The organism is Streptomyces sp. NPDC057010 (assembly GCF_042673805.1).
In the GTDB taxonomy this organism is placed as follows: domain Bacteria; phylum Actinomycetota; class Actinomycetes; order Streptomycetales; family Streptomycetaceae; genus Streptomyces.
Genome location: NZ_JBHUSC010000053.1, coordinates 1 through 25,486, shown reverse-complemented (window position 1 = coordinate 25,486; position 25,486 = coordinate 1). Strand labels below are relative to the sequence as shown.

The following is a 25,486-nucleotide window of genomic DNA, read 5'->3' as shown; positions in this document are numbered from 1 at the left end:
GGCGCCGCCTACCAGCGACTGGGCGGCGGGGCGGTCAGCTGATCGGCCAGCCGCGCCAGCCGGTCCCGGAAGCGGCGCGGACCGCGCTGCACCGGCAGGCTGTTCTCCCCGGCCGCCGCGCTGACCAGGTGCTGCACGGTGTCCAGATCCAGCTCGGCGGTGCCCTCCGCCACCGACAGCGCCTCGTGCGCGAGCGTCCGCAGATCCGGATCCCCGCCGTCCAGCGACAGCACGGTCGCCCCCGCGCGCCGGGCGTCGTGCACCCGCTCCAGCAGCCCCTCGCCCGGCTCCTGCGGAGCCACCACCAGCAGCGTGTGCCCGCGCCGGGCCGCCGCCAGCCTGCCCAGCCCCACCGACAGGTGCGGCGGTTCCCCGGGCAGCACGTGGTGCCGTACGAGCGTGGGCGCCAGCTCCGGCAGCCCCGACCAGGCCGCCTCGTCCACCAGGTGCGCCGCCAGGTGCCAGGGCTCGTACTGCTCGGTCCCCACCAGCAGCAGGTTTCCCCCGGCCGGCACGACCGAGCGCCGCAGCGACCCGGCGAACCGGCGCGCGGCGCCCGGCCACTGCGTACCGGCGAGTACCTCGCGCAGCAGCGCGACTCTCACGGCGTCCATTCCCGCATCCTGCCGTATGAAAGGGACAGAGGGGAGCGGTTCCTGCCCGGCCCACCCCATTCGACCTTCGACTCTGTGGATCTCATCGGTGCCCTCGCCTACCCTCGCCCCCATGACCTCCACAGACAGCACGCAGCAGCCCCCCGCGAAGGCGCCCGCCAAGGACCCGTGGGACCTCCCGGACGTCTCCGGCCTCGTCGTCGGCGTCCTCGGCGGCACCGGCGACCAGGGGCGCGGACTGGCCTACCGGCTCGCCCGGGCCGGACAGAAGGTGATCATCGGCTCCCGCGCCGCCGACCGCGCGCGGACCGCGGCCGACGAACTGGGCCTCGGCGTGGAGGGCGCCGACAACGCCGAGTGCGCGCGCCGCAGCGACATCGTCATCATCGCGGTGCCGTGGGAAGGCCACGCCAAGACCCTCGAAGCCCTCCGCGAGGACCTCGCGGGCAAGCTCGTGGTCGACTGCGTCAACCCGCTGGGCTTCGACAAGCAGGGCGCGTACGCCCTCCAGGTCGAGGAGGGCAGCGCCGCCCAGCAGGCCGCCGCCCTGCTCCCCGACTCCCGCGTCACGGCGGCCTTCCACCACCTCTCGGCGGTCCTCCTCCAGGACGAGTCGATCGACGAGATCGACACCGACGTCATGGTCCTCGGCGAAGCCCGCGCGGACACGGACATCGTCCAGGCCCTGGCCGCCCGCATCCCCGGCATGCGCGGCGTCTTCGCCGGCCGCCTGCGCAACGCCCACCAGGTCGAGTCCCTGGTCGCCAACCTCATCTCGACCAACCGCCGCTACAAGGCCCACGCGGGCCTGCGCATCACGGACGTCTGAGCCCCGTCCTTACGGGGGTACTGCGGGGCATGGGGGACACTGGAGGGGCTCGACCCCGTTTCGTGTTGCCGAGGAGCTCTTCCCATGCCCCGCCTTGCCGTCTTCGCCGTTGTCGTCTGCGTCTGTGCCGTGGCCGCGGCCGTCGTCGCCTTCGTGGAGGGCAGCTTCCTCGGGATCGTCTGGGTGCTGCTGGCGGGGCTCACGTCCAACATGGCCTGGTACTACATCCGCAAGGCGAAGGCCGAGAAGGCCGCCGCCTCCGGGCCCGGCGCCCTCTAGACGGCCTAGGAGCGGGGGGCGTCGCAGAAGCCGTTGGTGTCCTGCCAGAAGCGGTAGAGGTCGCGGCCGCAGTAGGTCTCCAGGTCGGAGACGCCCAGGCCGGACAGCACGCCGCGCACCACGTCGAAGAAGAACGCGTTGACCTCCGGGATCCAGAGGAGGGCGAACACCGCGATCAGGCCGAACGGTGCCAGCGGGGCCACCTCGCGGCGGACCCGGTACGACAGCCAGGGCTCGATCACCCCGTAGCCGTCGAGGCCCGGTACCGGCAGGAAGTTCAGGATCGCCGCCGAGACCTGGAGCAGGGCGAGGAAGGCCAGCGCGAAGCGGAAGGCCTGCGGGACGCCGTCGAGGGCGTCCAGCCAGAACGGGGCCGTGCACACGACGGCGAACGCCACGTTGGTCAGCGGGCCGGCCGCCGAGATGAGGCTGTGCTTCCAGCGGCCCCGGATCCGGTCGCGCTCGATGTACACCGCGCCGCCGGGCAGGCCGAGACCGCCCAGGATCACGAAGATCACCGGCAGGATGATGCTGAGCAGCGCGTGCGTGTACTTCAGGGGGTTGAGGGTCAGATAGCCCTTGGCGCCGACCGTGAGGTCGCCGCCGTGCAGGGCGGTGCGGGCGTGCGCGTACTCGTGGAGGCAGAGGGAGACGATCCACGCCGAGGTCACGAAGAGGAACACCGCGAGCCCCGTGCTCGTCGAGTACCCGGTCCACACCGCCCAGCCGGTGACCGCCATGACGGCGACGATGCCGAGGAATACGGAACTGATCTGCCGCTCGCCGCGGCTGCCCTGGTGACCCATGCGGCGAAACCTATCCCGGGCGGGGAAGGGAAATGGGGTCGGGGTCGAGCACGGCTCCGGGGACAATGGGCCGGTGCGTTACGCGATTCTCGGCACCACCCAGGCCATGAGCGACGACGGGACCCCCGTCGCCGTCGGCGGAGCGCGCCTGCGGGCGCTGCTGACGGCGCTCGCGCTGCGGCCGGGGCGCGCGGTCCCGGCGCACCTGCTGGTCGCCGAGGTGTGGGACGGGGACCCGCCGGCCGACGCGGTGGCCGCCCTGCAGGCACTGGTCGCGCGGCTGCGGCGGGCGCTGGGGCACGAGGCCGTGCGCTCCGCGGAGGGCGGCTACCTGCTGGCCGCCGAGCGGGAGGACGTCGACCTGTACCGCTTCGAGCGGCTGGCCCGGGCCGCGGGCGAGGCCCCGGAGCCGGCCGCGGCGGCCGCCCTGTACGACGAGGCCCTCGCCCTGTGGCGCGGCCCGGCGCTGGCGGACCTGCCGGACCCGGCCGCGGAGGCCGCGCGCTGGGACGCCGTACGGGCGGACGCGCGCCGGGGCCGGCTCGCGGCGGCCCTGGCCCTGGGCGGAGCGGAGCAGGCGCTGCCGGAGCTGACCGCGCTGTGCGCGCAGCACCCGCTGGACGAGCCCCTCCAGGCCCTGCGCATCCGGGCCCTGCGCGACGCGGGCCGCCCCGCCGAAGCCCTGGCCGCCTACGAGGAGGTCCGCCGGGACCTCGCCGACCGCCTGGGCGCCGACCCGGGCCCCGCCCTGCGCACCCTTCACGCCGACCTCCTGACCCCGCAGGCCCCGGCCCCCGGCCCGCAGAACCGGTTCGGCAGCACCGAGGGGCCGGGCCCGTCCCCGGCGGCGGCACCCGAGGCGGTCCGGCAGGGGAACCTGCGGGCGCGGCTCACCACCTTCGTCGGGCGGGAGGAGGACATCCGCGTCATCGGCGGGGACCTCGGCCGGGCGCGGCTCGTCACCCTCCTGGGGCCCGGCGGGGCCGGGAAGACGCGGCTGTCGCAGGAGGCCGCCGAGGCGCACGCCGCCGGGGGCTGGCCCGACGGGGTGTGGCTCGTCGAACTGGCCCCCGTGGACGACCCGGAGGACGTGGCCGAGGCCGTGCTCGCCGCCCTCGGGGCGCGCGAGACCAAGCTCCGCGGCGCCGCCGCCGAGGAGCTGCGCGCGCTGACCGACCGCACCGGCGACGACCCCGTCGAGCGGCTCATCGAGCACGTCGCCCGGCGGCGGCTGCTGCTCCTGCTCGACAACTGCGAGCACGTCATCGGGGCGGCCGCCAAGCTCGCCGAGGAGGTCCTCGCCCGCTGCCCCGGCGTGCAGATCCTCGCCACCAGCCGCGAACCCCTCGGGGTGCCGGGGGAGTTGCTGCGCCCGGTGGAGCCGCTGCCCGATCCCGTCGCGCTGCGGCTGCTCGCCGACCGCGGGGCCGCCGCCCGGCCCGGCTTCCGCACCGCCGACGACCCGGCCGCCTGCGCCGAGATCTGCCGCCGCCTCGACGGCCTGCCGCTGGCCATCGAGCTGGCCGCCGCCCGGCTGCGGCTGCTGACCCCGCGCCAGATCGCCGACCGCCTCGACGACCGTTTCCGTCTGCTGACCAGCGGTTCCCGTACGGTCCTGCCCCGCCAGCAGACCCTGCGCGCCGTCGTCGACTGGTCCTGGGAGCTCCTCGACGAACCCGAGCGCACGGTCCTGCGCCGGCTGTCCGTCTTCGCCGGCGGCTGCGACCTCGCCGCCGCCGAAGCCGTCTGCGCCGACGGGACCGGCCCCGTCGCCGCCGAAGCCGCCGCCGAAGCCGCCCTCCACGTTGCCGACGTCGCCGACGTCCTCGGCTCCCTCGTCGACAAGTCCCTCGTCGTGGCCGCCCCGGGCCCCGACGCCTCCGGCATGCGCTACCGCCTCCTGGAGACCGTCGCCGAGTACGCCGCCGAGCGCCTCGCCGAAGCCGGCGGCGACCGCCGGGACACCGAGCGCCGCCACCTCGTCCACTACCGCGAACTCGCCCGCACCTGCGAGCCCCTGCTCCGCGGCCACGGCCAGCGCGCCGCCGCCGACCGGCTCGCCACCGAGTACGAGAACCTCCGTACCGCCCTGCGCCGGGCCGTCGCCGCCCGCGACGCCGGCGAAGTGCTCTGCCTCGTCCACGCCCTGGGCTGGTACTGGCACATGCACGACCTGCGCGGCGAGGCCCGGCACTGGTCCGAGGCGGCCGTGGCCCTCGGGCCCGATCCGTTCCTGCCGCCCTTCGTCCCCGCCGAGCCCGTGTACGAGCGGCTCGTCGACACGCCCCCGCCCTACACCGGAGAACAGCTCGCCGAGGCCTGGCGCGCCGTCCACCTGGTCCTGCTGGCCGCCCGCGACCAGACCAACTCCGACTGGAACAGCCCGGAGGTGCGGACCCGGGTCGACGGCGTGCTCGCCACCTACCGGCCCGGGCTCCCGCAGACCTGCCGGACCCCGGCCTCCCTCTGGATCTACGCCGTCATGATCGCGGGGGACCCCGGACTGCTCAAGGAGGTCGTCGACGCGACCGTCGACACCGCCCGCGAGCTCGGCTACCGCTGGGAGCTCGCCTCCGCCCTCCAGCTGCGCGCCAACATCCTCGCCAACCGCGCCGACTGGGCCGGCGACGCCTCGCGCGACGCCGACGAGAGCCACGCCCTCTTCCGCGAGCTCGGCGACGACTGGGGCTGCGCCGAGGCCCTCTCCGCCCGCGCCGAGTCCCGCGAGAGGCGCGGCCAGTACGGGCCGGCCACCGAGGACTACCGCGCCGCCATCGAGCACGCCGAACGCCTCGGAGCCAAGGCCCAGGTGACCGTGTTGCGCGTACGCATGGCCGGGAACCTCGCCGAGGACGGCCAGATGGAGGAGGCCGAGGAGATCCTCGGCGGCGTCGTCGCCACCGTCCAGCAGTTCGGCAACGAGGCCATGCCCGCCGCCCGGATGTTCCTCGCGTACGTCCTCGGCCGCACCGGCCGGATCCCCGAGGCCCGCGCCCAGATCCAGGTGCTGCGCGAGGAGTTCGCCTTCGGCGCCTACGCGGTCTTCGACGTGTTCCTCCGTGCCACGATGGCCTGGCTCGACAACCAGGCGGGCGAGTTCGAAGCCGCGCTGGCCCTGGTCCGCGATTCGTCGACCGCCGTGCAGGACCCGCTCGCCAAGATGGTCGCCCCCCAGCTGGCGGCCGTCTACCTGCTGACGGCCGCCGTCTCCCTCGGCTCGCTGGGCGGCCCGCAGCGCTGCCATGACGCGGCCCGCCTGCTCGGCGCCTACCGGGCCCACCTGCCGCCCGGGCACTTCCCCGTCACCACGGAACGCGAGGACGCCGCCCGTGCCGAGGAGCTGACACGGGCGGCGCTCGGTGACGCCGCCTACGAGGAGGCGTACGCCGAGGGCGGCGGCCTCACCCTGGAGGAAGCCGCCGCCCTCTTCTGACCCGGCCCCCGGTCAGGGGTCCGTCCGGGACGCGATCCGAACGGACCGGCCGGCCCGGATCAGGTCTTCTGGCGGAACTTGCGGACGGCGATCGGCATGGTGACCGCGGTGATGGCCAGCGACCAGGCCAGCGTGATCCACACCGAGTTGCCGATCGGCGTCCCGTTGATCAGGGCGCGGGCCGCGTCGGCCAGGTTGGACAGCGGGTTGTAGTCGGTGAAGCTCTGCAGCCAGCCCGGCATCGTGGACGGCGGGGCGAAGATCGAGCTGCCGAACTGCAGCGGCATCAGGACGATCATCGCCATGCCCTGGACGGCCTGGGCGGTCTTCAGGGTCAGACCGAGCAGGATGAAGATCCACATCAGGGAGGCGCCGAAGACCGCGGACAGGCCGATCGACAGGAGCAGGTCGAGGACCGAGGTCTTGATCGACAGGCCGAGGATGAAGCCCATGCCGAGCAGGATCGCGATGGCGACCATCATCCGGCCGAGCTCGACCACGATCTTGGCGATGAGCACCGAGGACCGGGCGATGGGCATGGACCGGAACCGGTCCATCACGCCCTTCTTGAAGTCGTCGTTGACGCCGGTGCCGACCCCCATCGCGATGTTCATGCCCATCATCGCCATCAGGCCGGGGACCACGTAGTTGACGTACTCGCCCTGGTTGCCCTTGCCGGAGATCGCGCCGCCGAAGACGAACACGAACAGCAGCGTGAAGATGATCGGCATGAACAGGACGTCGAACATCGACTCGGGGTCCTGCTTGATCTGCAGGGCGTTGCGGCGCACCAGGGCGCCGATGTGCCGCAGGTTGGCCCGCAGCCCGATCCGGCCCTCGCCGGTCGCGGCGGCCGCGCCGGCAGCCGGGGCGGCCGGGGTGTCGGCCGGCTTCGTCGTGGTGGCGGTGCTCATGCCGCGACCTCCTCGGTCGTCTCGATGGTGGGCTTCTGGCCGGTGATGGAGAGGAACACCTCGTCCAGGCTGGGCAGGTAGGTGCCGAGGTCGGCGATCGCGTACCCGCGGGCGGCCAGCAGGCCGACGACGGCGGTCAGCTGCTCGTCGCTCAGGATCGGCACCAGCAGCACCCCCTCGTCCGGCACGGCTTGCGAGCCGGCCACCCCGTCCAGCCCGGCCTCGGCCAGCGCGCGGGCCATGCCCGGCAGGTCCGAGGCGGCCACGGGGCGGATCCGCAGGGTGCGGCCGCCGACCCGGGCCTTCAGCTCGTCGACCTTGCCGGAGGCGATGACCTTGCCGCGGTCGATGACCGTCAGCTCGCTGGCGAGCTGCTCGGCCTCCTCCATGTACTGGGTGGTGAGCAGCACGGTGGCGCCCTCGGCGACCAGCCGCTGGACCTCGTCCCACACCTCGTTGCGGGTACGGGGGTCCAGGCCGGTGGTCGGCTCGTCCAGGTAGAGCACGGCCGGGTTGCCGATGAGCGAGGCGGCGAGGTCCAGGCGGCGGCGCATGCCGCCGGAGTAGTTCATGGCGGCCTTCCTGGCCGCCTCGGTCAGGGAGAACCGCTCCAGCATCTCGTTGGCGCGCAGGCGGGCGTCCTTGCGGGACAGGTCCAGCAGCCGGCCGATCATGTAGAGGTTCTCCCAGCCGGAGAGCTTCTCGTCGACCGAGGCGTACTGGCCGGTGAGGCCTATGGTGCGGCGCAGCTGCCGCGGCTGGCGGACCACGTCGAAGCCCGCGACCGTCGCCGTGCCCGCGTCGGGGGTGATCAGGGTGGACAGGCAGCGCACCAGGGTGGTCTTGCCGGCTCCGTTGGGGCCGAGGACTCCGAGGACGGTGCCCTCGCGGACGTCCAGGTCGACCCCGTCCAGGGCCTTGGTGTCGCCGTAGTGCTTGACCAGCCCCCGCACTTCGACGGCGTTGTTCTTGTCGTTTCGCGTCATGTCCACCATGGGACCAGCCGCCACTGACAACCCACCGACAAACAACCGACAGCCCGCCGACGCGCTGTCGGCGGGCTGTCGGTCACTGCTTCACCGAGCCGTCGTCACGGCTCAGTGGAAGGCGTGCTCCGCCTGCGGGAACGTTCCGCCGACCACGTCCTGCGCGAAGGCCTTCGCCGCGTCGCCCATCGTCTGGCGCAGCTGCGCGTACTGCTTGACGAACTTCGGCATCTTCCCGCCGGTCAGCCCCATCATGTCCGTCCACACCAGCACCTGCGCGTCGCACTCCGCGCCCGCGCCGATGCCGACCGTCGGGATGTGCAGGGACCGGGTGACCTCGGCGGCCAGCTCGGCCGGGACCAGCTCCAGCACCACCGCGAAGGCGCCCGCGTCCTGCGCGGCCTTCGCGTCGCGCAGCAGCTGGTGCGCGGCCTCGTCGCCGCGGCCCTGCACCCGGTAGCCCATGGCGTTGACGGACTGCGGGGTCAGACCCAGGTGGGACATGACGGGGATGCCCGCCTGCACGATCAGCTCGGTCTGGTGCAGCGAGCGCTCGCCGCCCTCCAGCTTGACCGCTCCGACCCCCGCCTCCTTGACCAGCCGGGTGGCGCTGCGCAGCGCCTGCACGGCGCCTTCCTGGTACGAGCCGAACGGCATGTCGCCGATGACCAGGGCGCGGCTGGTGCCGCGTACGACGGCCGCCGACAGCATGGTCATCTGGTCCATCGTCACCGGGACGGTGGAGTCGTAGCCGAGGTGGCAGTTGCCCATCGAGTCGCCGACGAGGATCACCGGGATGCCGGCCTCGTCGAACACGGACGCGGTCATCGCGTCGTAGGCGGTGAGCATGGGCCACTTCTCGCCGCGTTCCTTGGCGAGGGTCAGGTCGCGGACGGTGATGCGCCGGGTGCCCGTGCCTCCGTACAGGGTGGGGGAGGCCTTTGCGGGTTCGCGGGCAGGCGAAACGGCATGCGTCATTGCAACTGCTCCTTGTGTCATCTCGAGGCACCCTCACGGTGTCCCCGGACTCACCCACCATGGTGGCATCCGCCGGGCCCGCGGCGGAAGTGCCCGCGGGGTCGCGCCGGGCACACATCGGCCCACGGCCGGCCTCCGCGCGCCAATGTGCGCGTTTCGTGACAAGCGGAACCCGTGGCGCACGGCCGTTCGTCCTCCCGGACGTACGACCGTGACAGGCGGTCGTGACGTAGGGCACGGAAGGCTCCGTACATCGCCTAGGGTCAAGGGGCGGGGACGGAGCGCGAGCACGGCAGTGAGGGCAGCGGCATGGCACAGGCGTATCTGACGGAAAAGGGGAACGGCGGCTCGGAGCCCGAGCCCTCCGGATCCCGCTTCCGGCGCCGGCTGGCCGATCTGAGAGGGGACCGCGGCATCTGGCGCCGCGGGCTGGTCCTGGCGGGGCTCGCCGTACTGATCTCGCTCGTCATGATCTTCCACGCGGAGCTGCCCAACGACGTGGGCAACCTCGGCAGCCTCACCGAGACCTTCCTGCCCTGGCTGGGCCTGGCCGTCCCGGTCCTGCTGGCGGCCGCCGTGTACCGCAGGTCGGCGACCGCGCTCATCGCGATAGTGCTGACGGCGGCGGTCTGGGTGAACCTGTTCGGCGGACTGGTCACCGACAAATCCGGCGCCGGCGGCAACCTCATGGTCGCCACCCACAACGTGGACGCCGACAACCCCGATCCGAGCGGCACCGCCAAGTCGGTGGCGAAGTCCGGGGCCGACGTACTGGCCCTGACCGAGCTGAAGGGGAGCGCCGTCCCCGTCTACGAGAACGCCCTGGCGGACACGTACAAGTACCACGCGGTCGAGGGCACGGTCGGCGTGTGGAGCAAGTACCCGCTGACCTCCAGCGGGCCCGTGGACATCAAGATGGGCTGGACCCGCGCCATGCGCACCACCGTGTCCACCCCCGAGGGCCCCATCGGCGTCTACGTCGCCCACCTGCCCTCGGTCCGGGTCAAGCTGAACGCCGGCTTCACCGCCAACCAGCGCGACAACAGTGCCGACGCGCTCGGGGCCGCGCTCGCCGCCGAACCGCTGCGGAAGGTGCTGCTGCTCGGCGACCTCAACGGCACGATGAACGACCGGTCCCTGTCCGAGGTCACCTCGCAGATGCGGTCCACCCAGGGCGCGGCCGGCGACGGCTTCGGCTTCAGCTGGCCGGCCCAGTTCCCGATGGCCCGCATCGACCAGATCATGGTCCGCGGCATGAAGCCGGAGGCCTCCTGGACCCTCCCGCGCACGGGCAGCGACCACCTCCCCGTCGCGGCGCGGCTGACGGTGAAGAAGTAGCAGGAAGCAAGGGGTCCTCGCCGCGCCGGCGGCGAGGACCCCCTGACCGGGCGGAGCGGCTACGGGTGCTCGCGCCAGCCGTTCGTGATCGGCAGCCGGCGGTCCTTGCCGAAGCCCTTCGCGGAGATCTTCGTGCCCGGCGGGTACTGGCGGCGCTTGTACTCCGCCGTGTCCACCATCCGGATGGTCCTGGCGACCAGCTCCCGGTCGAAACCGGCCGCGACGATCGACTCCAGGCCCTGGTCGCGGTCCACGTACAGCTCCAGGATCGCGTCGAGCACCGGGTAGTCCGGGAGCGAGTCCGTGTCCACCTGGCCGGGCCGCAGCTCGGCGCTCGGCGGCTTCACGATGGAGTTCTCCGGGATCGGCGGGGTCTCGCCGCGCTCGGCCGCCGCCCGGTTGCGGTAGTGGGCCAGCCGGAAGACGTCCGTCTTGTAGACGTCCTTGATCGGACCGTAGGCGCCGACCGAGTCGCCGTAGAGGGTGGAGTAGCCGACGGCCAGCTCGGACTTGTTGCCGGGGGCCAGCACGATGTGGCCCTCCTGGTTGGAGACCGCCATCAGCATCGTGCCGCGCAGCCGGGACTGGAGGTTCTCCTCGGCCAGGCCGGTCAGGCCCAGCGAGCCCATGTACGCGTCGAACATCGGCTCGATCGACACGGTCCGGAAGTTCAGGCCGGTCCGCTCGGCCAGCTCGGCCGCGTCGCCCCGGGAGTGCTCCGAGGAGTACTTCGAGGGCATCGAGACGCCGTACACGTTCTGCGCGCCGATCGCGTCGCAGGCGATGGCCGCGACGAGCGCGGAGTCGATGCCTCCGGAGAGCCCGATCAGGACGGAGCGGAATCCGTTCTTCTTGACGTACGCGCGCAGGCCCACGACGAGCGCGTCGTAGATCTCCTCGTCGTCGTCGAGGCGGTCGGCGTACCCGCCCGTGACGACCGGTTCGTACGGGGCCAGCGGCTCCTCGGACAGGATCACGCGGTCGATGCGCAGCCCGTCGTCCACCACGCCCTCGGTGGCGTCGGCGCGGGCGGCCGGCAGGTCGAGGTCGACGAGCACGCAGCCCTCGGAGAACTGCGGTGCGCGGGCGATGACCTCGCCGGCGCCGTCGACCACGATCGAGTCGCCGTCGAAGACCAGCTCGTCCTGGCCGCCGATCATGGCCAGGTAGGCGAGGGTGCAGCCGGCCTCCTGGGCCCGCTTGCGCACCAGTTCGAGGCGCACGTCGTCCTTGTTGCGCTCGTACGGGGAGGCGTTGATCGAGATCAGCAGCCCGGCCCCGGCGGAGCGGGTGGCGGGGACGCGGCCGCCCTCCTGCCAGAGGTCCTCGCAGATGGCCAGGGCCACGTCGACGCCGTGCACCCGGATCACCGGCTGGGTGTTGCCCGGCACGAAGTAGCGGAACTCGTCGAAGACGCCGTAGTTGGGAAGGTGGTGCTTGGCGAAGCGCAGCACGACCTCGCCGCGGTGCAGCACGGCCGCCGCGTTCTCCGGGGAGCCGGCCGGGCGGCCGAGCCGGTGCACGGCCTTCTCGGTCCGGTCGAGGTAGCCGACGACGACGGGCAGTTCGCCGAGACCCTCGGCCGCGAGGCGCGCCGCGAGCTCCCGCAGCGCGGTGCGGGAGGCCTCGACGAAGGACCCGCGCAGGGCGAGGTCCTCGACGGGGTACCCGGTCAGCATCATCTCCGGGAACGCCACCAGGTGGGCGCCCTGCTCGGCGGAGTGCCGGGTCCAGTGGACGACCGAGTCCGCGTTGGCGGTGATGTCGCCGACGCGCGAGTCGATCTGATTCAGAGCGAGGCGTAGTTGAGGCACGCGGCCCAGTCTAATCGTCTTTCTGACGCGATATCCTGGGCCGCGCGTGATTCGCCTCCGCGCAACGGGCCGTGAGGGGCGTCAGAGCCGGTAGCCGAGGACCGTCATCATCCCGGACTCCGAGTGGTAGACGTTGTGGCAGTGGGTCATCCACAGCCCCGGGTTGTCCGCGTCGAAGTCCACCGTCAGCCTGCCGCCCGGCAGCATGATCGCGGTGTCCTTGCGGGCCCCGCCGGCCTCGCCGCCCAGGGCGAAGGTGTGGCCGTGCAGGTGGACCGGGTGCCACATCGGGGTGGCGTTGGCGAACTCCAGCCGGACCCGCTCGCCCGCCTTCACCGGGTGCCGCTGGTCCGGGGTGTAGGGCGCGCCGTTGAAGGCCCAGTTGTACCGGGCCATGGAGCCGGTCAGCCGCAGCTGCACCGTACGGTCCGGCTCGCGCGGGGCCAGCGCGGCCGACTCCGCGGGCTTGAGCGCGTCCGCCATCAGCGGCTGCCCGTCCAGCTCGGCCGGCCGGGTCGCGGGGGTCGGCGCCGTCCCCGCCCCCGTGCGCAGCACCGCGAGCGCCGACTGCCCCTTGCCCTCGGCGAGCGCGGTGAGCGGGAACACCCCGTCCTTGGCGGTGACCAGGACGTCGTAGCGCTCGCCCATCCCCAGCAGCAGGGAGTTCGTCGTCGCGTGCTCCACCGGGAAGCCGTCCGCGTGGGTGACCGTCAGCTCGTGGCCGCCGAGGCACAGCCGGAACGCCGTGTCGCCGCCCGCGTTGATGATGCGCAGCCGGATCCGGTCGCCGGGGCTCGCGGTGAAGACGGACGGGTCCTCCCCGACCCGCCCGTTGACCAGGTAGTACGGGTAGGCGACGTTCCCCGCCTCCGTGCCGAGGATGTCGCTGTCGGAGCCCACGAGCAGCCGCGGGATCCTGCCGGCGGCCCCCGGTGCCTTGGGGCTGGCGCTGTGGCCCGGGGCCCCGTGCGCGGCGTGGGCCTGGGGGTTGGTGCCCTTGCGGAGCTCGGCGAGCACCGCGTCCGGGGTGGCGCCGTCGACCCCGTCGATCCAGTCGTCCAGGACCACCACCCACTCCTTGTCGTACGAGAGGGGCTCCTTCGGGTCCTCGACGATGAGCGGCGCGTACAGCCCCCGGTCCTGCTGGACGCCGGTGTGCGGGTGGAACCAGTACGTCCCGGGGTGCGTGACGGCGAACCGGTACGCGAACGAGCCGCCCGGGGCGATGTCCCGCTGGGTGAGCCCCGGGACCCCGTCCATGTCGTTGCGCAGCGCGATGCCGTGCCAGTGCATGGACGTGGCCGCGGGCAGGTTGTTGGCCAGGGTGAGGGCGAGGGTGCCGCCCGCGGTGACCCGGACCTCCTGGCCCGGCAGCTGGTCCCCGTACGCCCAGGAGCGGACGGAGCGCCCGGCCCCGAGGTCGAGCGTGGCGGCCGTGGCGGTGAGCTTGACCTCGGTGACGGGGCCGGTGGCCTTGCGGGCGGCCTCGGCGGCCTTGACCTCCGGGCCGGCGGGGTCGACGTAGCCGGCCACGTCGGCGGCGGAACCGCCGTGGTTCATGCCCCCGTGGCCGCGGCCGGAGGAGTCGGCGGGGCCGGAGCGGGGGCCGGCGGGCCGGCCGCAGGCGGTGAGCAGCGCCGAACCGGCGACGGCGGCGACGGCGGACGCGGAGGCGCCGAGCACGGCGCGTCGGGAGGGGGAACCGGAGGGATGAGCGGGCATGGGGGGAGCACCTCGTGGGGTCGTGCACGGGCGGATGGGCGTGGCACGGGCGGCCGGGCGCGGCAGGGGCGGGCGCGCCGGGGCCGCCGCCCCCGGGCCGGCGGGGGCGGCGGCGGGACGGGTCCTATATCCGCAGCACCATCGGCCGGGGTCCGCCGGACCGCCCGGGAACGCGGGCCGCACCCCCGAGCGGCGCGGCATCGCGGGCGCCGGCGGGGCCGGCGCCGAGGACCGGCAGGGCGGGCTCTTCGAGCACGGCGAGGCCGGAGGCCGGCTCGCCCCCCTCGGCAGCGGGTGCCGGGGCCGAGGCAACGGAGTGGCCCGCGGGCACGTCTACCAGGGCGTGGGATCCAGCCGGACGGCCCACGGCGTGCAGGGTGACGACGTGCAGGGTGACGACGCCCAGCAGCAGCGCGGCGCACAGCACGAGCAGCCGGGGCCACGGGGCGGCTCGCTGGGCACTGCGCGTCATGATCGGAACCCTACCCGGGGTGGGTATCCGATCGGAGGAGCGACCCCGGTCTGTTTAGGATTAGTCACACTATGTCCCCTCATGGCCTCTCTCCGCGCACCGCCTGGCCGGTCGCCGCCCTCATCGGGCTCGGCGCGGCCGCCTACACCGCGTGGGTGCTGGAAGTGGTCCTCTCCACGGGCCTCAACCCCATCGAGACGTACGTCAGCGAGCTCGCCGCCCGGAACCAGCCGCTCGGCGGCCTGTTCCGGGCCACCGACTTCAGCGCCGGGCTGTTCGCCTTCGCCGGCGGCCTGCTGGCCCTGCTCCGGCTGGTCCGGCACGCCGAATCCCGCCGCGCCTGGGCGGCCGCCGGGTGGGCCGGGGTCACCCTGTTCGGCGCGGCCACCGCCGCCGACGCCTGGCTCCCGCTGAGCTGCACGCCCACCGTGGACCCCGAATGCGCGGCCCGCGAGACCGCCGGCCTCGTTCCGGCCACCCATCAGGCCCATGCCGTCAGCAGCAGCCTCGCCATGACCGGCGCCCTCGTCGGGATAGTGGCCCTCACCGTCGCCGCCCGCCGCTACGGCTGGTTCGCGCCGCTCGCCCGCTACGGTCCCGCGCTCGTCGTCCTGGAACTGCTCGCCACCGTCTGGACCCTGACCGCCATCGCGCTGTTCACCGCCGGGCGCGGGACGTGGGCGCTGGGGGCCGGGCAGCGGCTCCAGGTGCTGTTCGTGGCGCTCTGGCTGGGCCTGCTCGCGTACTCCGTGCACGAGGAGCGCCGTACGTGACCGGGCCCGGACGGTCGCGGTTCGTCCGGGTGGACGGGGTTGCGCTGCACGTGGTCGTCGAGGGGCGCGGGCCGGTGGTGGTGCTGAGCGCCGGGCTCGCCATGGCCTGGTTCGACTGGGACCCGGTGGCCCGGCCGCTCGTCGCCGCGGGCCGCACCGTCGTCCGCTTCGACCGTCCCGGACACGGCCTCAGCGCCCCGGCAGCCGAGCCGCCGACCGCCGCCGCGGAGGCCCACCGGATCGCCGCCCTGCTGGACGCGCTGGCGGCCCCGGCCGCGCCGGCCACCGGCCCCGGCCCGGGTTCCGTCACCGTCGTCGGGCACTCGATCGCCGGATTCCACGCCGAGGCCTTCGCCCGCCTGTATCCGGAGCGCACCGCGGCCCTGGTGCTCCTGGACTCCAGCGTCGAGGAGGCCCCGCGCGCGCTGCTGCCCGCAGGGCTGCGCACCGCCGCCGCCCGCGCCCTCGGCCGGGCCGTCACCGCCGCCGGGCTGCCGGCCGCGCTGGGCCCCGCGGCCCGCCGCGCGGCCGTACGGGCCTCCCGCACCGGCGGCGCCGACCCGGCCGCCCGGGACCTCGTACGCCGCTGCTACCGCACCGGCCGCGTCTGGCGCGGCGCCCTGCTGGAGAACTCCCGCTACCCGGACGTGGCCGCCGAGGTCCTCGCCCTGCGCGCCGCGCACCCGCTGACCGCCCCCGCCACCGTCCTCGCCGGCCACGCCGGCAGCGGAACGGGGCGCGGCGCCCTGCGCTGGCTCGCCCGCCAGGCGGCGCTCGCCGACCGGCTCGGCGCCCGCTTCGAGGTCGCCGAGCCCGCCGGACACCTGGTCATGCTGGACCGCCCGGACCAGGTGGCCCGGGCGGTCCTCGAAGCAGGGGAGCCTGGTACGGATCGGGGAGGGGGTCAGCGCCTCGCGTAGACCTTCTCGACGAACTCCGCGATCTGGCCCTCCGACAGGTGCTTCGCCAGGTCGGCCTCGCTGATCATGCCGACCAGCTTCTTGTTCTCGATCACCGGCAGGCGCTTGATCTGGTGGGTTTCCATCTCCGACAGCACCGCGGAGACGTCCGCGCCGGCGTCTATCCACCGCGGAGTGCCCTGGCACATGTCACCGCACGTCATCTTCGCCGGGTCCTTGCCCTTGGCGATACAGCCCACCACGATGTCGCGGTCGGTGATGATGCCGCACAGCCGTTCGTCGGCGTCGCTGACGGGCAGGGCGCCCACGTTGAGGCGGGCCATCAGCTCCGCCGCCCGGTCCAGCGTCTCGGTGGCGGGGATCCACTGGGCCCCGGAGTGCATGATGTCTGCGGCGGTGGTCATCGCTTACCTCCTGAACGCGCCGTTCGCGCCCGGCGCGGACGCGCCCGGCGCGGCGCCCCGTCGCGATGAGGCCGTTCGGCCCCGTACACGCCCGTACGGGTGAGAGGCGCCCTCCCACCACCGTACGGGCGTGTCCCGTCACCCGCGCGGCGCAGCTCCGCGCCGCCCCAGCATGTCCGCCATCAGGGTGAGCTCCGAGCGCTGTGCGTCGACCATGCCCTGCGCCAGCTCCCGCTCGGCCGGGGTCCCGCACAGCCGGGCGCAGCCCTCGGCCATCGCGACGCCGCCCTTGTGGTGGTCGGTCATCAGCTGGAGGTAGAGCACCTCCGCGTCCCGGCCGGAGACGGCGCCCAGCTGCGCGAGCTCCTCCTTGGTCGCCATGCCGGGCATGAGCGGCCCGCCGGGCTGGGCGGCGTGCCCTCCGTGCCCGGCATGGCCGTCACCCGCGGCCCCCATCCAGGACATCGCGGGCTCGTCGGCCAGCACCTTCGGCAGCCCCCACAGGTCCAGCCAGCCGAGGAGCATGCCCCGCTGATTGGCCTGGGTGTTGGCGATGTCGTAGGCGAGGCTGCGGACCGCCTCGTCCTGGGTGCGGTCGCGCACGACGAAGGACATCTCCACCGCCTGCTGGTGGTGCACGGCCATGTCCCGGGCGAAGCCCGCGTCGGGGGAGCGCAGCCCGGGCGCGGCGGCCGCCGGCGCGGGCCCGTCGTCGCCGTCCCCGTTCGCGGCGGCGGCCATCGTGGCCACGGCCGCGAACAGCAGCGCCAGCAGGACCGCCGTGCCCGAGACCCAGTACGTACGGGGGGTGCGGCTCACTTGGCCAGGCCGTTCGTGCAGGCGGCGCCCGGCTCCGGGGTCTGCTCACCCTGCACGTACTTGGTGAGGAACTGCGCCACCCGGGGATCGTCCGCCGTCTCCACCGTCAGCTGCTTGCCCCACGCGCTGAGCATGATCGCACCGGCCTGCTCCTTGACCGGGCTCATCAGCGTGTACGGGGTCTTCTCCACCCGCGCGGACAGCTTGTCGAGGTCGGCCTTCGCGGCCTTCTCGTTGTACGTCACCCAGACCGCGCCGTGCTCCATCGAGTGCACGGCGTTCACCTCCGGGACGGCGTTCTTGTAGACGTCGCCGTTGCAGTTCATCCAGCGCGGGTGGTGGTCACCGCCGACCGGCGGGTTCATCTCGTACTTCACCGGGGTCTCGACGTGATTGCGGCCCAGCTTCTTCGCGTCCCAGACCTGCTCGCCCTCGACGGGCTGCTTGCGGATCTCCTGCTGCTCCTTGAGGAGCTTCTCGGCGGCCTGCTGCTTGCGCTGCTCGGTCTGCTTCTGGTCGATCAGCACCCACGCGCCGAAGCCGACCAGGCCGACGACCACGGCCGACGAGACGGTGATCGCGATGGCCTTCATGCGCCGCTCGCGCGCCTTGTCGGCCCGGCGCATCTCGGCTATGCGCTGCTGGCGGGAATGGTTGTCCGTAGTCCTGCTGGCCATGTGCCCTGGTTCCTTCTGCTGATGATGGGGGGTGGAATGGAACGGGAAACCGGACCCGTCAGTTCCGCAGCACCTGGAGGACATGCAGGTCAGGGGCGCGCGCGAGCGGCCCGCGCGGCCGGATCCGCCCCTCCCCGCCGGTCGCGGCGGCGGGCGGCGGATCGCCGCCCGCCAGGACCACGGCGGGCGGCGGCGCGGGCAGCAGGCCCGGGATCGTGTGCGCGAGGGGCGAGCAGCCGGGCAGGTCGTACGGGGACACGCAGACGGCGTGCGCCGGCCGAGGGGCCTGCGCGGCCGCAGGGGCGTTCGGCGCATGCGGTTCACCGGGCCGGGCGCAGAGCAGGAGCACCCCGGCCAGCACCCCGAAGGCCGTCAGCAGGACGGCGCGCAGCAGTCCGGGACGTACCCGACGCCCCCGCTGTGTGTCCTGCCGGCCCCCCATGGCCGCAGATGGTAATGCTCATGACGGGTCCACGGTCAGTGCGGGGGTGCCGCGACCTTTGGCGGGTGCGTAATGTGGCGGAAACCACCGCTGGCGATACTGGGCCGGCCCGACTGTGCCCGCACCCCCCGGGGGCGGTGGTGCACAGGCCGTCTGAACTGCGAGGATGAAGGCATGGACAAGCAGCAGGAATTCGTCCTCCGGACGCTTGAGGAGCGCGACATCCGGTTCGTGCGCCTGTGGTTCACCGACGTACTGGGCTTCCTCAAGTCCGTCGCGGTCGCCCCCGCGGAGCTGGAGCAGGCCTTCGACGAGGGCATCGGCTTCGACGGCTCCGCGATCGAGGGCTTCGCGCGGGTCTACGAGTCCGACATGATCGCCAAGCCGGACCCGAGCACCTTCCAGATACTGCCGTGGCGCGCCGAGGCCCCCGGGACCGCCCGGATGTTCTGCGACATCCTGATGCCGGACGGCTCCCCGTCCTTCGCGGACCCGCGCTTCGTCCTCAAGCGCATCCTGGCCAAGACCTCCGACCTGGGCTTCACCTTCTACACCCACCCGGAGATCGAGTTCTTCCTGCTGAAGGACAAGCCGCTGGACGGCACCCGCCCCGTCCCGGCGGACAACTCCGGCTACTTCGACCACACTCCGCAGAACGTGGGCATGGACTTCCGCCGCCAGGCGATCACCATGCTCGAATCCATGGGCATCTCGGTGGAGTTCAGCCACCACGAGGGCGCCCCCGGCCAGCAGGAGATCGACCTCCGCTACGCCGACGCCCTCTCCACGGCCGACAACATCATGACCTTCCGCCTGGTCATGAAGCAGGTCGCCCTCGAACAGGGCGTCCAGGCCACCTTCATGCCGAAGCCCTTCTCGGAGTACCCCGGCTCGGGCATGCACACCCACCTGTCCCTCTTCGAGGGCGACCGCAACGCCTTCTACGAGTCGGGCGCCGAGTACCAGCTCTCGAAGGTCGGCCGCTCCTTCATCGCCGGCCTGCTCAAGCACGCCGCCGAAACCGCCGCGGTCACCAATCAGTGGGTCAACTCCTACAAGCGCATCTGGGGCGGCTCGTCGCGCACCGCAGGCTCCGGCGGCGAGGCCCCCTCGTACATCTGCTGGGGCCACAACAACCGCTCCGCGCTGATCCGCGTCCCGATGTACAAGCCGGGCAAGACGGGCTCCTCCCGCGTCGAGGTCCGCTCGATCGACTCGGGCGCCAACCCCTACCTCACGTACGCCGTCCTCCTCGCGGCGGGCCTCAAGGGCATCGAGGAGGGCTACGAACTCCCGGCCGGCGCCGACGACGACGTCTGGGCCCTCTCCGACGCGGAACGCCGCGCGATGGGCATTGAACCCCTCCCGCAGAACCTCGGCGAGGCCATCGCCCTGATGGAACGCAGCGAACTGGTCGCCGAAACCCTCGGCGAGCACGTCTTCGACTTCTTCCTGCGCAACAAGAAGCAGGAGTGGGAGGAATACCGCTCGGAGGTCACCGCCTTCGAACTCCGCAAGAACCTCCCGGTGCTGTAGCACCACCTCTCCGGGCCGGCGGTCACCGACCGTCGGCCCGGGCTCGTTTCGCGCCGGGGCATCGGCTACGGTCCTTGGCTGTGAACCGTACCGAGCGCCTGTACGCCCTGGTGGAGGAGTTACGGGCGGTCTCGCCCCGGCCGCGCAGCGCCCGGTGGCTCGCCGAGCGCTTCGGCGTCAGCACCCGCACCATCGAGCGCGACCTCAGCGCCCTTCAGCAGTCCGGTGTGCCGCTCTACGCCGAACCGGGCCGCAGCGGCGGCTACGTGGTGGACAAGGACCACACCCTGCCGCCCCTGACCATCACCGCGGCCGAGGCGGCGGCGTTGACCGTCGCGCTGCACGCACTGTCCGGGACCCCGTTCGCCGCGGACGCCCGCTCGGCACTGCACAAGGTGCTCGCCGTCATGCCGGAGCGCGAACGCCAGGCCGCGGGCGAGCTCGCCGCCCAGGCCCTCGGACGGGATCGAGTCCCACTCGACAAGCTCTACGGTTTCGCTTGAGCCGCCGCCCGGAGGGCTAAACACCGACAGGGGGTTGTCGCCGACGGCCCGGAGGCTGGTGACCACGAACCGACCACGGAAGGCACGGCACCCATGTCTGTGACGACGACCGCCACCACCGACTCCGCACTGCTGACCCGGGAGGCCGGCACCCGGCTGGTGGAGGGCTGGGCGGCGCTCTGGAACGGGGACGTCGCCCTCGCCGAGCAGATCCTCGCCCCCGGCTTCCGGCTGTACTTCGCGGACGACTTCGGCGGCACCGGCTCCGGGGGCGCCACCTTCGGCCAGGACGAACTGAAGGCGTTCATCTCGGCCAACAGCCACGCCCTCACCGGCCTGACGTTCGTGGCCGACGCCGCACCCCTGGTCGACTCCGAGCGCGGCGAGATGGCCTGCCGATGGAGCGAGAGCCAGGCCGACGGCGGCAGCGACGTCGCCGTCAGGAGCGGCATCGACATGTTCGCCGTCACGGACGGCCGGATCTCCGCCGTGTGGTCCCTCACCGGAAACCGCCGCTTCGCCGCCTGACCCGCACGGTGCGCCTCCGGCGGGTCGTGCGGGGTCAGCGGACCGCGGCGTGCCAGGTGGGGCGGGTGGCGGTCGGTGGGGTCGTCGTGGTGTGGAGTTGTGCATCCAGGCCCAGGACCGCCGTGGTGATGGTGCCGGCCGGTTCGAGGACCGCTGACGGGGCGCCCGCGTAGAGCATGCGGGATTCCGACCAGGCGGGCGGGCCGCCGAGGCCCGTCGTGCCGACCGTGCCGCTGTCCGCTCGGCCCGAGATGAGGCGGCCCGCGACGCCGACCGCACCGTAGCCGGCCCGGCCGCCCGCCTCCGTGATGCTGGAGACCTGCGGCTTGCCCGGGCCCGCCGTGACCAGGGCGGTGCGGACGACCCCCGAGTCGGGGCGGCGGAAGTACAGGCGGACGCCCGCGCCGTCCGGGGCCGCCGACAGCGGGACCGTGGTGGCGGGCAGGCCCGTCGGCGACGGCCCGAGGAGCGGGCCGCCCACAGCCGCCTGGTGCCAGGCCAGCACCGAGTCGGTGGTGGTGGCGTACACGTGGCGGCGCCCGGCGGAGTCGACCGCCGTCACCGGATCGCTCTGCAGGTCGTCGCCGCCCAGCCGCTGCCAGGTGGAGAAGCCGCCGTGCGGCTGCTGGGTGGCGGCGCGCAGGGTGCGGCGGGCGTCGCGGAGGTAGACGGTGACGCGGCCTTCGGCGTCGACGGCGGCCGCGGGCGAGCTGATGGCCGACGTGCCCTCCTCGTCGCCCCGCTCGGGGGTGCCGAGCGACTGCCACGGGCCGAACGGGCCGTCGGGCGCGGACTGGACCGCGTACACGACCTCGCGCCGGTAGTCGGCGGGCGCGGAGCCGAAGACCGTGCGGGTGGCGAGGACCCCGATCCGGCCGTCGGGGAGGCGGGTGGCGGTCGGGCCCGGGTCGATGCCCGTGCCGGGGAGGAGGGCCGGGCCGGCCCAGTCGCCGCCGGGGCTCCGCGTCCAGTACGCGCCCTGCCCGTCCAGCGTGGCGAAGGCCCAGAGACGGCCGGGCGTGCCCTCCGCCAGCCAGGAGGCGTGGTCGGCGCGGCTGTAGCGCATGGACTGGGCCCAGTTGCGCCCGGTCGGATTGCCCGCGACCTTGCGGTCGCCGCAGCCCGAGGGGGAGCTGCAGTAGTTCTCGCGGTCCTGCCAGGCGTAGGTGCGCAGGTAGCCGGTCTTCGTCTCGGCCGTCTGCGGGTCCAGCGCGTGCGGGAGGTCGCCGTTGTGGTAGCCGAGGTAGTTCTGGACCGAGAAGCGCGGGCGGTTCGTGACGCGCTCGGCGTAGGCGGCGGTGGCGGCCTGAGCGAAGCGCGCCCCGTACATGTGGTCCTGGTGGTCGGTGTACCTGCCGGACTCGTACCGGCCCGGAGTCGGGTCCTGCATCCGTATCGTCGTCGGCCGGTACCGCTCCAGGATCCCGGCTATCGCCTGTATCAGCTGGTCCTTCGTGTACGTGTACGTCCGCTTGACCGGGGTGCCGGAGGTCAGCTGCGAGGGCAGGGCCGGTATCCGCCCGTTCCACAGGCCGCGCAGGCTCTCCGGGGTGTCGTCGCCGGTGGTGCGGGCCTCGCGCATCTGGAGCCACACCAGGTTGATCTCCGGCTTGGCGACGAGGACGTCCAGCTCGGCCTGGCCGCCACCGGTGGTGGGTATGACCGTACGGCGCCACACGCCGGTCCGGTCCCCGAGGGCCATCTGCGCGTAGGCGGAGCGTATGCCGTTCTGCCGGGCCTCGGCGTAGTGGGCGCGGTCGGCGGGCTGTTCGGGGTCCTTGGCGGCGCCGCCCCTGGCCTCGTTGCGGCCGTCGGCCTCGCCGGAGGTGAGGTAGACGGTGGTGACCGGTATGCCCGCCAGCAGCGAGCGGCTGAGGTCGGGGTTCATGAAGAACAGGTCGTCGTCGGGATGGGCGACGACCTGGACCACCGATCCGGCCGTGGCGCTCGCCGGGAGCGCGGCCGCCGGGGCCTGCTCCTGCCCGGCCGCGGCCGGCGTCTGCTGGCCGGAGGCGACGGCGAGCACGCCGGTGGTGCCGACGGTGAGGACGGCTGCGAGTGCCGCGAAGCGGCGGCGGGTCATGGGCATCGGGTCACGCCTTGGGGTCGTTCCGGGTGCGGAAAAACCGCTGGGCAGTCAGGGAGAGGCGAATTTCGGCAAGTTGGTTCACCGATTTCGCCGATGACTGCCGGTTTCCGGAAAAGACCGGACGTGATTGCGTCCTATGGAGTTTTTGGTCCGGATATGTGACCAAAAAATGGACGCTGTTCGTCCGCTCCTCAGGGCAACCGGCGTGCGCGCAAGGGCAGTCCGTGGGGAGGGCCGCGTTACACCGTTGCTACGGGGCCGTGTTGCGCGGCCCCACCGGCTGCCACGGCGCCAGGTGGGCGTCCGGGGCGTCCGCCGACGAGGTCACGTACAGCCGTGCGTCGAGCCCCACCACCGCCAGGCTGACCATGTTCTTCCCGGTCATCGTCGAGGACGGCGCGCCGACGAACATCAGCGGCGACCGCTCCCACGGCCGGCCCGGCCCGAGGTCCGAGCCCAGCTGCCCGCCCGCCGTGCGCCCGGCCAGCACGTGCCCGCTCGCCGTCACCGAGCCGAAGCCCTGGAGGCCGCCGAGGTCGGTGAGGTTGTTCACCTTCAGCCCGCCGTCACCGGTCACCAGGGCGGTACGGACGTTGCCGGATCCCGGCTTGCGGAACCACAGCCGCACCCCGCCCTCGCGGCCCTCCGCCGTGAGCGGCAGCGTGGTGTCCGGCAGTCCGGTGGCGGTGGCCGGGCCCAGCGGGGCGCCCGGCTTCGGCTGCACCCAGCCCAGCACCGTCTTGGAGGTCGAGGAGAACACCATCCGCCGGCCGGCGCCGTCGGTCGCGGTGGCCGGGGTGCCGTGCAGGTCGGTGCCGCCGTAGCTCTCCCACGGGCCCCAGCTGCCGTCCGCGTGCTGCACCCGGCCGCGCAGGCCGTACGAGCCGTCGCGGACGTACGCCGCCGGCCGGCCGGTGCCGTCGAGCGAGACGGCGGGCGCGCTGATGTCGGAGGTCCAGTTCTCGTCCGCCGTCTCGGGGGTGCCCAGCGACTGCCACGGGCCGAACTCCTCGGAGCCCGGGGCCTTCTGGGCGGCGTGGACGACCTCGCGCCGGTAGTCGGCGGGCTTCGTGCCGAAGGAGGTGCGGGTGCCGAAGACGGCGATGCGGCCGTCGTTCAGGGTGACGGTGGACATGCCCTGGTCCATGCCGGTGCCGGGCAGCAGGGTGGGCCCGCTCCAGCGGCCGATGAGGCCGCTGCGGTGCCAGACGGCGACCTGGCCGTCGAGCACCTTGAAGGCCCACAGGCCGTGCTCCGCGTCGGAGGTCAGCCAGGAGGTGCTGGTGCCGCGGGCGTAGTTGACGGTGTCCGTCCAGCGGTTGCCCGCCGGGTGCTCGGCCACCTTGAGGTCGCCGCAGCCGGCGTCGCTGCCGCAGTGGTTCTGCCGGTCGAGCCAGGCGTAGGTGTCCAGGATGTCCAGCTTGGCCTTGGCCTCGTCGGGGTCCAGGGCGCTGGGGAGGGAGCCGTTGAAGTAGCCGACGTAGTTCTGCACCGCGAAGTGCGGGCGGTCCTTGACGTCCTTCGCGTAGGCGGCGGTGGCCAGCTGAACGAAGCGGGCGCCGTAGAAGTGGTCCTGGTGGTCGGTGTACCGCTTGGTGTCGGGGAAACGGCCGGGGGTCGGGTCCTGCGCGCGGATGGTGGTCGGCTTGTACTGCTCCAGGACACCGGCCAGGGTCTGGACGACCTGGTCCTTCGTGTACGAGAACCTCTGCTTGACCGGGGTGCCGGAGGAGAGCACCGACTCCAGGCGGGGGACCTTGCCGTCCCACAGGCCGTGGAGGCTGTCGGGGGCGGGGTCGTAGACGGTGCCGGCCTCGCGGAGCTGCAGCCAGACGAGGTTGATCTGGGGCTTGGCGACGAGGACGTCGACTTCGGCGTGGCCGCCGCCCTTGGTGGGGACGACGCCGCGCTGCCAGGCGCTGGTGCGGTCGCCGGTGGCCATCTGGGCGTAGGCGGCGCGTATGCCGTTCTGGCGGGCTTCGGCGTAGGCGGGCTTGTTGGGCTTGGCCGAGCCCTGCTTGCCTTCGGCGGCGTTGATGCCGTCGGCTTCGCCGGAGGTGAGGTAGACCGAGGTCACGGGGTGGCCGGCGGCTATGGAGTAGCGCAGGTCCGGATTCATGAAGTAGAGGTCGTCATCCGGGTGGGCGACGATCTGGAGCACGCGGCCGGGGTCGGGGGCGTCGGCCGGGGCGGCGGGGGCGGTGGCCCTGCTCTCGGGGCGTGCGGGGGCGGCGAGGCGGTCGAGGGCGTCGTTGCCGCGGAGCACGAGCATGCTGCCGGCGGCGGTGGCGGCGAGGAACGCGACCGCCTTGACGAGGCCCCTCCACTGGCCGTGGTGGCGGGCGGGGTGTGCCCCGGCTCCGGCCGTACGGCGCCCCCCGGGGGAGCCGGCCCGCGGCCCGCGGGCGGCCTCGCCCCCGGCGCGACGGTCCCGCCCGGCGTCGGCCCCGCCGTCCCCGGCTGCTGCTGCCGCTGCCCCGGCCGCGCGGCGCCCGCCGGGGTCGCCGAGGTCGTGGGGGCCGCTGCCGACGAGGGCCGTGAGGGCCTGCAGTCCGTCGTCGAGGTCGGCGCCCGGCTGCTCGACGAGGCCGTCGGTGCACAGGATCAGTG

At 73.4% G+C, this 25,486-nt stretch carries 23 protein-coding genes; 9 read left to right on the top strand and 14 right to left on the bottom strand.

Annotated features, from left to right (window positions below; translation table 11 throughout):
• Window positions 1-8 precede the first annotated feature (8 nt).
• Complete coding sequence (locus tag ACFTXQ_RS30380; RefSeq protein WP_382646812.1) at window positions 9-614, bottom strand: hypothetical protein; 606 nt, start codon at window positions 612-614, stop codon at window positions 9-11.
• A gap of 112 nt (window positions 615-726) precedes the next feature.
• Here ACFTXQ_RS30380 and npdG point away from each other — a divergent pair, with 112 nt between their 5' ends.
• Together npdG and ACFTXQ_RS30370 are read left to right on the top strand one after the other, a co-directional pair.
• Window positions 727-1,443, top strand: a complete 717-nt coding sequence (npdG, locus tag ACFTXQ_RS30375; protein ID WP_382646809.1) for an NADPH-dependent F420 reductase — start codon at window positions 727-729, stop codon at window positions 1,441-1,443.
• Between the two features lie 84 nt (window positions 1,444-1,527).
• Window positions 1,528-1,722 (top strand): hypothetical protein, encoded by a 195-nt coding sequence (locus tag ACFTXQ_RS30370; RefSeq protein WP_382646806.1) that lies wholly within the window; start codon window positions 1,528-1,530, stop codon window positions 1,720-1,722.
• 5 nt (window positions 1,723-1,727) lie between these two features.
• Here ACFTXQ_RS30370 and ACFTXQ_RS30365 read toward each other — a convergent pair whose 3' ends face one another.
• Window positions 1,728-2,528, bottom strand: a complete 801-nt coding sequence (locus ACFTXQ_RS30365) for a site-2 protease family protein (RefSeq protein WP_382646803.1) — start codon at window positions 2,526-2,528, stop codon at window positions 1,728-1,730.
• A 73-nt stretch (window positions 2,529-2,601) separates the two neighbouring features.
• Between ACFTXQ_RS30365 and ACFTXQ_RS30360 the strand changes: the two genes are divergently transcribed.
• Entirely contained in the window at window positions 2,602-5,961 is a 3,360-nt protein-coding gene (locus ACFTXQ_RS30360) for a BTAD domain-containing putative transcriptional regulator (protein WP_382646800.1), read from the top strand.
• Between the two features lie 59 nt (window positions 5,962-6,020).
• Here ACFTXQ_RS30360 and ACFTXQ_RS30355 read toward each other — a convergent pair whose 3' ends face one another.
• From ACFTXQ_RS30355 to panB, 3 genes are all read right to left on the bottom strand, one after another.
• Window positions 6,021-6,875, bottom strand: a complete 855-nt coding sequence (locus ACFTXQ_RS30355; protein WP_382646797.1) for an ABC transporter permease — start codon at window positions 6,873-6,875, stop codon at window positions 6,021-6,023.
• Complete coding sequence (locus tag ACFTXQ_RS30350; protein WP_382646794.1) at window positions 6,872-7,861, bottom strand: ATP-binding cassette domain-containing protein; 990 nt, start codon at window positions 7,859-7,861, stop codon at window positions 6,872-6,874. Before ACFTXQ_RS30350 ends, ACFTXQ_RS30355 begins: the two co-directional genes overlap by 4 nt.
• Window positions 7,862-7,972: 111 nt before the next feature.
• Window positions 7,973-8,839: a 3-methyl-2-oxobutanoate hydroxymethyltransferase gene (panB, locus tag ACFTXQ_RS30345; protein ID WP_382646791.1), complete on the bottom strand. Its 867-nt coding sequence runs from the start codon at window positions 8,837-8,839 to the stop codon at window positions 7,973-7,975.
• A 309-nt stretch (window positions 8,840-9,148) separates the two neighbouring features.
• On the opposite strand from panB, the gene ACFTXQ_RS30340 reads away from it, so the two are divergent.
• Window positions 9,149-10,177 (top strand): endonuclease/exonuclease/phosphatase family protein, encoded by a 1,029-nt coding sequence (locus tag ACFTXQ_RS30340; RefSeq protein ID WP_382646787.1) that lies wholly within the window; start codon window positions 9,149-9,151, stop codon window positions 10,175-10,177.
• Window positions 10,178-10,236: 59 nt separating this feature from the next.
• Here the strand turns inward: ACFTXQ_RS30340 and ACFTXQ_RS30335 are convergent, their stop codons facing one another.
• The 3 genes from ACFTXQ_RS30335 to ACFTXQ_RS30325 form a co-directional block, all read right to left on the bottom strand.
• Window positions 10,237-11,991 carry an NAD+ synthase gene (locus tag ACFTXQ_RS30335; RefSeq protein WP_382646785.1) on the bottom strand — a complete coding sequence of 585 codons (1,755 nt, stop codon included), beginning with the start codon at window positions 11,989-11,991 and terminating at the stop codon, window positions 10,237-10,239.
• A gap of 81 nt (window positions 11,992-12,072) precedes the next feature.
• Complete coding sequence (locus tag ACFTXQ_RS30330; RefSeq protein WP_382646782.1) at window positions 12,073-13,713, bottom strand: multicopper oxidase family protein; 1,641 nt, start codon at window positions 13,711-13,713, stop codon at window positions 12,073-12,075.
• A gap of 124 nt (window positions 13,714-13,837) precedes the next feature.
• Entirely contained in the window at window positions 13,838-14,185 is a 348-nt protein-coding gene (locus ACFTXQ_RS30325) for a hypothetical protein (protein WP_382646779.1), read from the bottom strand.
• A gap of 71 nt (window positions 14,186-14,256) precedes the next feature.
• Here ACFTXQ_RS30325 and ACFTXQ_RS30320 point away from each other — a divergent pair, with 71 nt between their 5' ends.
• Window positions 14,257-14,958, top strand: a complete 702-nt coding sequence (locus ACFTXQ_RS30320; RefSeq protein WP_382646776.1) for a DUF998 domain-containing protein — start codon at window positions 14,257-14,259, stop codon at window positions 14,956-14,958.
• The gene (locus ACFTXQ_RS30315; protein WP_382646773.1) at window positions 14,955-15,878 is read left to right on the top strand and encodes an alpha/beta fold hydrolase; all 924 of its coding nucleotides are present in this window, start codon (window positions 14,955-14,957) and stop codon (window positions 15,876-15,878) included. Before ACFTXQ_RS30320 ends, ACFTXQ_RS30315 begins: the two co-directional genes overlap by 4 nt.
• On the opposite strand, the gene ACFTXQ_RS30310 is transcribed toward ACFTXQ_RS30315, so the two are convergent.
• From ACFTXQ_RS30310 to ACFTXQ_RS30295, 4 genes are all read right to left on the bottom strand, one after another.
• Window positions 15,863-16,282 carry a CBS domain-containing protein gene (locus ACFTXQ_RS30310; protein ID WP_382646770.1) on the bottom strand — a complete coding sequence of 140 codons (420 nt, stop codon included), beginning with the start codon at window positions 16,280-16,282 and terminating at the stop codon, window positions 15,863-15,865. The genes ACFTXQ_RS30315 and ACFTXQ_RS30310 overlap by 16 nt on opposite strands.
• A gap of 138 nt (window positions 16,283-16,420) precedes the next feature.
• Window positions 16,421-17,101 carry a DUF305 domain-containing protein gene (locus ACFTXQ_RS30305; RefSeq protein WP_382646767.1) on the bottom strand — a complete coding sequence of 227 codons (681 nt, stop codon included), beginning with the start codon at window positions 17,099-17,101 and terminating at the stop codon, window positions 16,421-16,423.
• Window positions 17,098-17,778 (bottom strand): DUF3105 domain-containing protein, encoded by a 681-nt coding sequence (locus ACFTXQ_RS30300; RefSeq protein WP_382646764.1) that lies wholly within the window; start codon window positions 17,776-17,778, stop codon window positions 17,098-17,100. The genes ACFTXQ_RS30305 and ACFTXQ_RS30300 overlap by 4 nt, the downstream gene beginning before the upstream one ends.
• A gap of 58 nt (window positions 17,779-17,836) precedes the next feature.
• Window positions 17,837-18,220: a hypothetical protein gene (locus ACFTXQ_RS30295; RefSeq protein ID WP_382646762.1), complete on the bottom strand. Its 384-nt coding sequence runs from the start codon at window positions 18,218-18,220 to the stop codon at window positions 17,837-17,839.
• A gap of 174 nt (window positions 18,221-18,394) precedes the next feature.
• Between ACFTXQ_RS30295 and ACFTXQ_RS30290 the strand changes: the two genes are divergently transcribed.
• The 3 genes from ACFTXQ_RS30290 to ACFTXQ_RS30280 all read left to right on the top strand — a co-directional run bounded on the left by ACFTXQ_RS30290 (window position 18,395) and on the right by ACFTXQ_RS30280 (window position 20,787).
• Window positions 18,395-19,756: a glutamine synthetase family protein gene (locus ACFTXQ_RS30290; protein ID WP_365167959.1), complete on the top strand. Its 1,362-nt coding sequence runs from the start codon at window positions 18,395-18,397 to the stop codon at window positions 19,754-19,756.
• Window positions 19,757-19,836: 80 nt separating this feature from the next.
• Window positions 19,837-20,259: a helix-turn-helix transcriptional regulator gene (locus ACFTXQ_RS30285; RefSeq protein WP_382646759.1), complete on the top strand. Its 423-nt coding sequence runs from the start codon at window positions 19,837-19,839 to the stop codon at window positions 20,257-20,259.
• 93 nt (window positions 20,260-20,352) lie between these two features.
• Window positions 20,353-20,787, top strand: coding sequence for a hypothetical protein (locus tag ACFTXQ_RS30280; protein WP_382646756.1), 435 nt, complete (start codon window positions 20,353-20,355; stop codon window positions 20,785-20,787).
• A 34-nt stretch (window positions 20,788-20,821) separates the two neighbouring features.
• Here the strand turns inward: ACFTXQ_RS30280 and ACFTXQ_RS30275 are convergent, their stop codons facing one another.
• Window positions 20,822-22,876 carry a PIG-L family deacetylase gene (locus ACFTXQ_RS30275; protein WP_382646753.1) on the bottom strand — a complete coding sequence of 685 codons (2,055 nt, stop codon included), beginning with the start codon at window positions 22,874-22,876 and terminating at the stop codon, window positions 20,822-20,824.
• 250 nt (window positions 22,877-23,126) lie between these two features.
• On the bottom strand, window positions 23,127-25,486 hold a 2,360-nt coding region (locus ACFTXQ_RS30270), incomplete at its 5' end, for a PIG-L family deacetylase (RefSeq protein ID WP_382646750.1).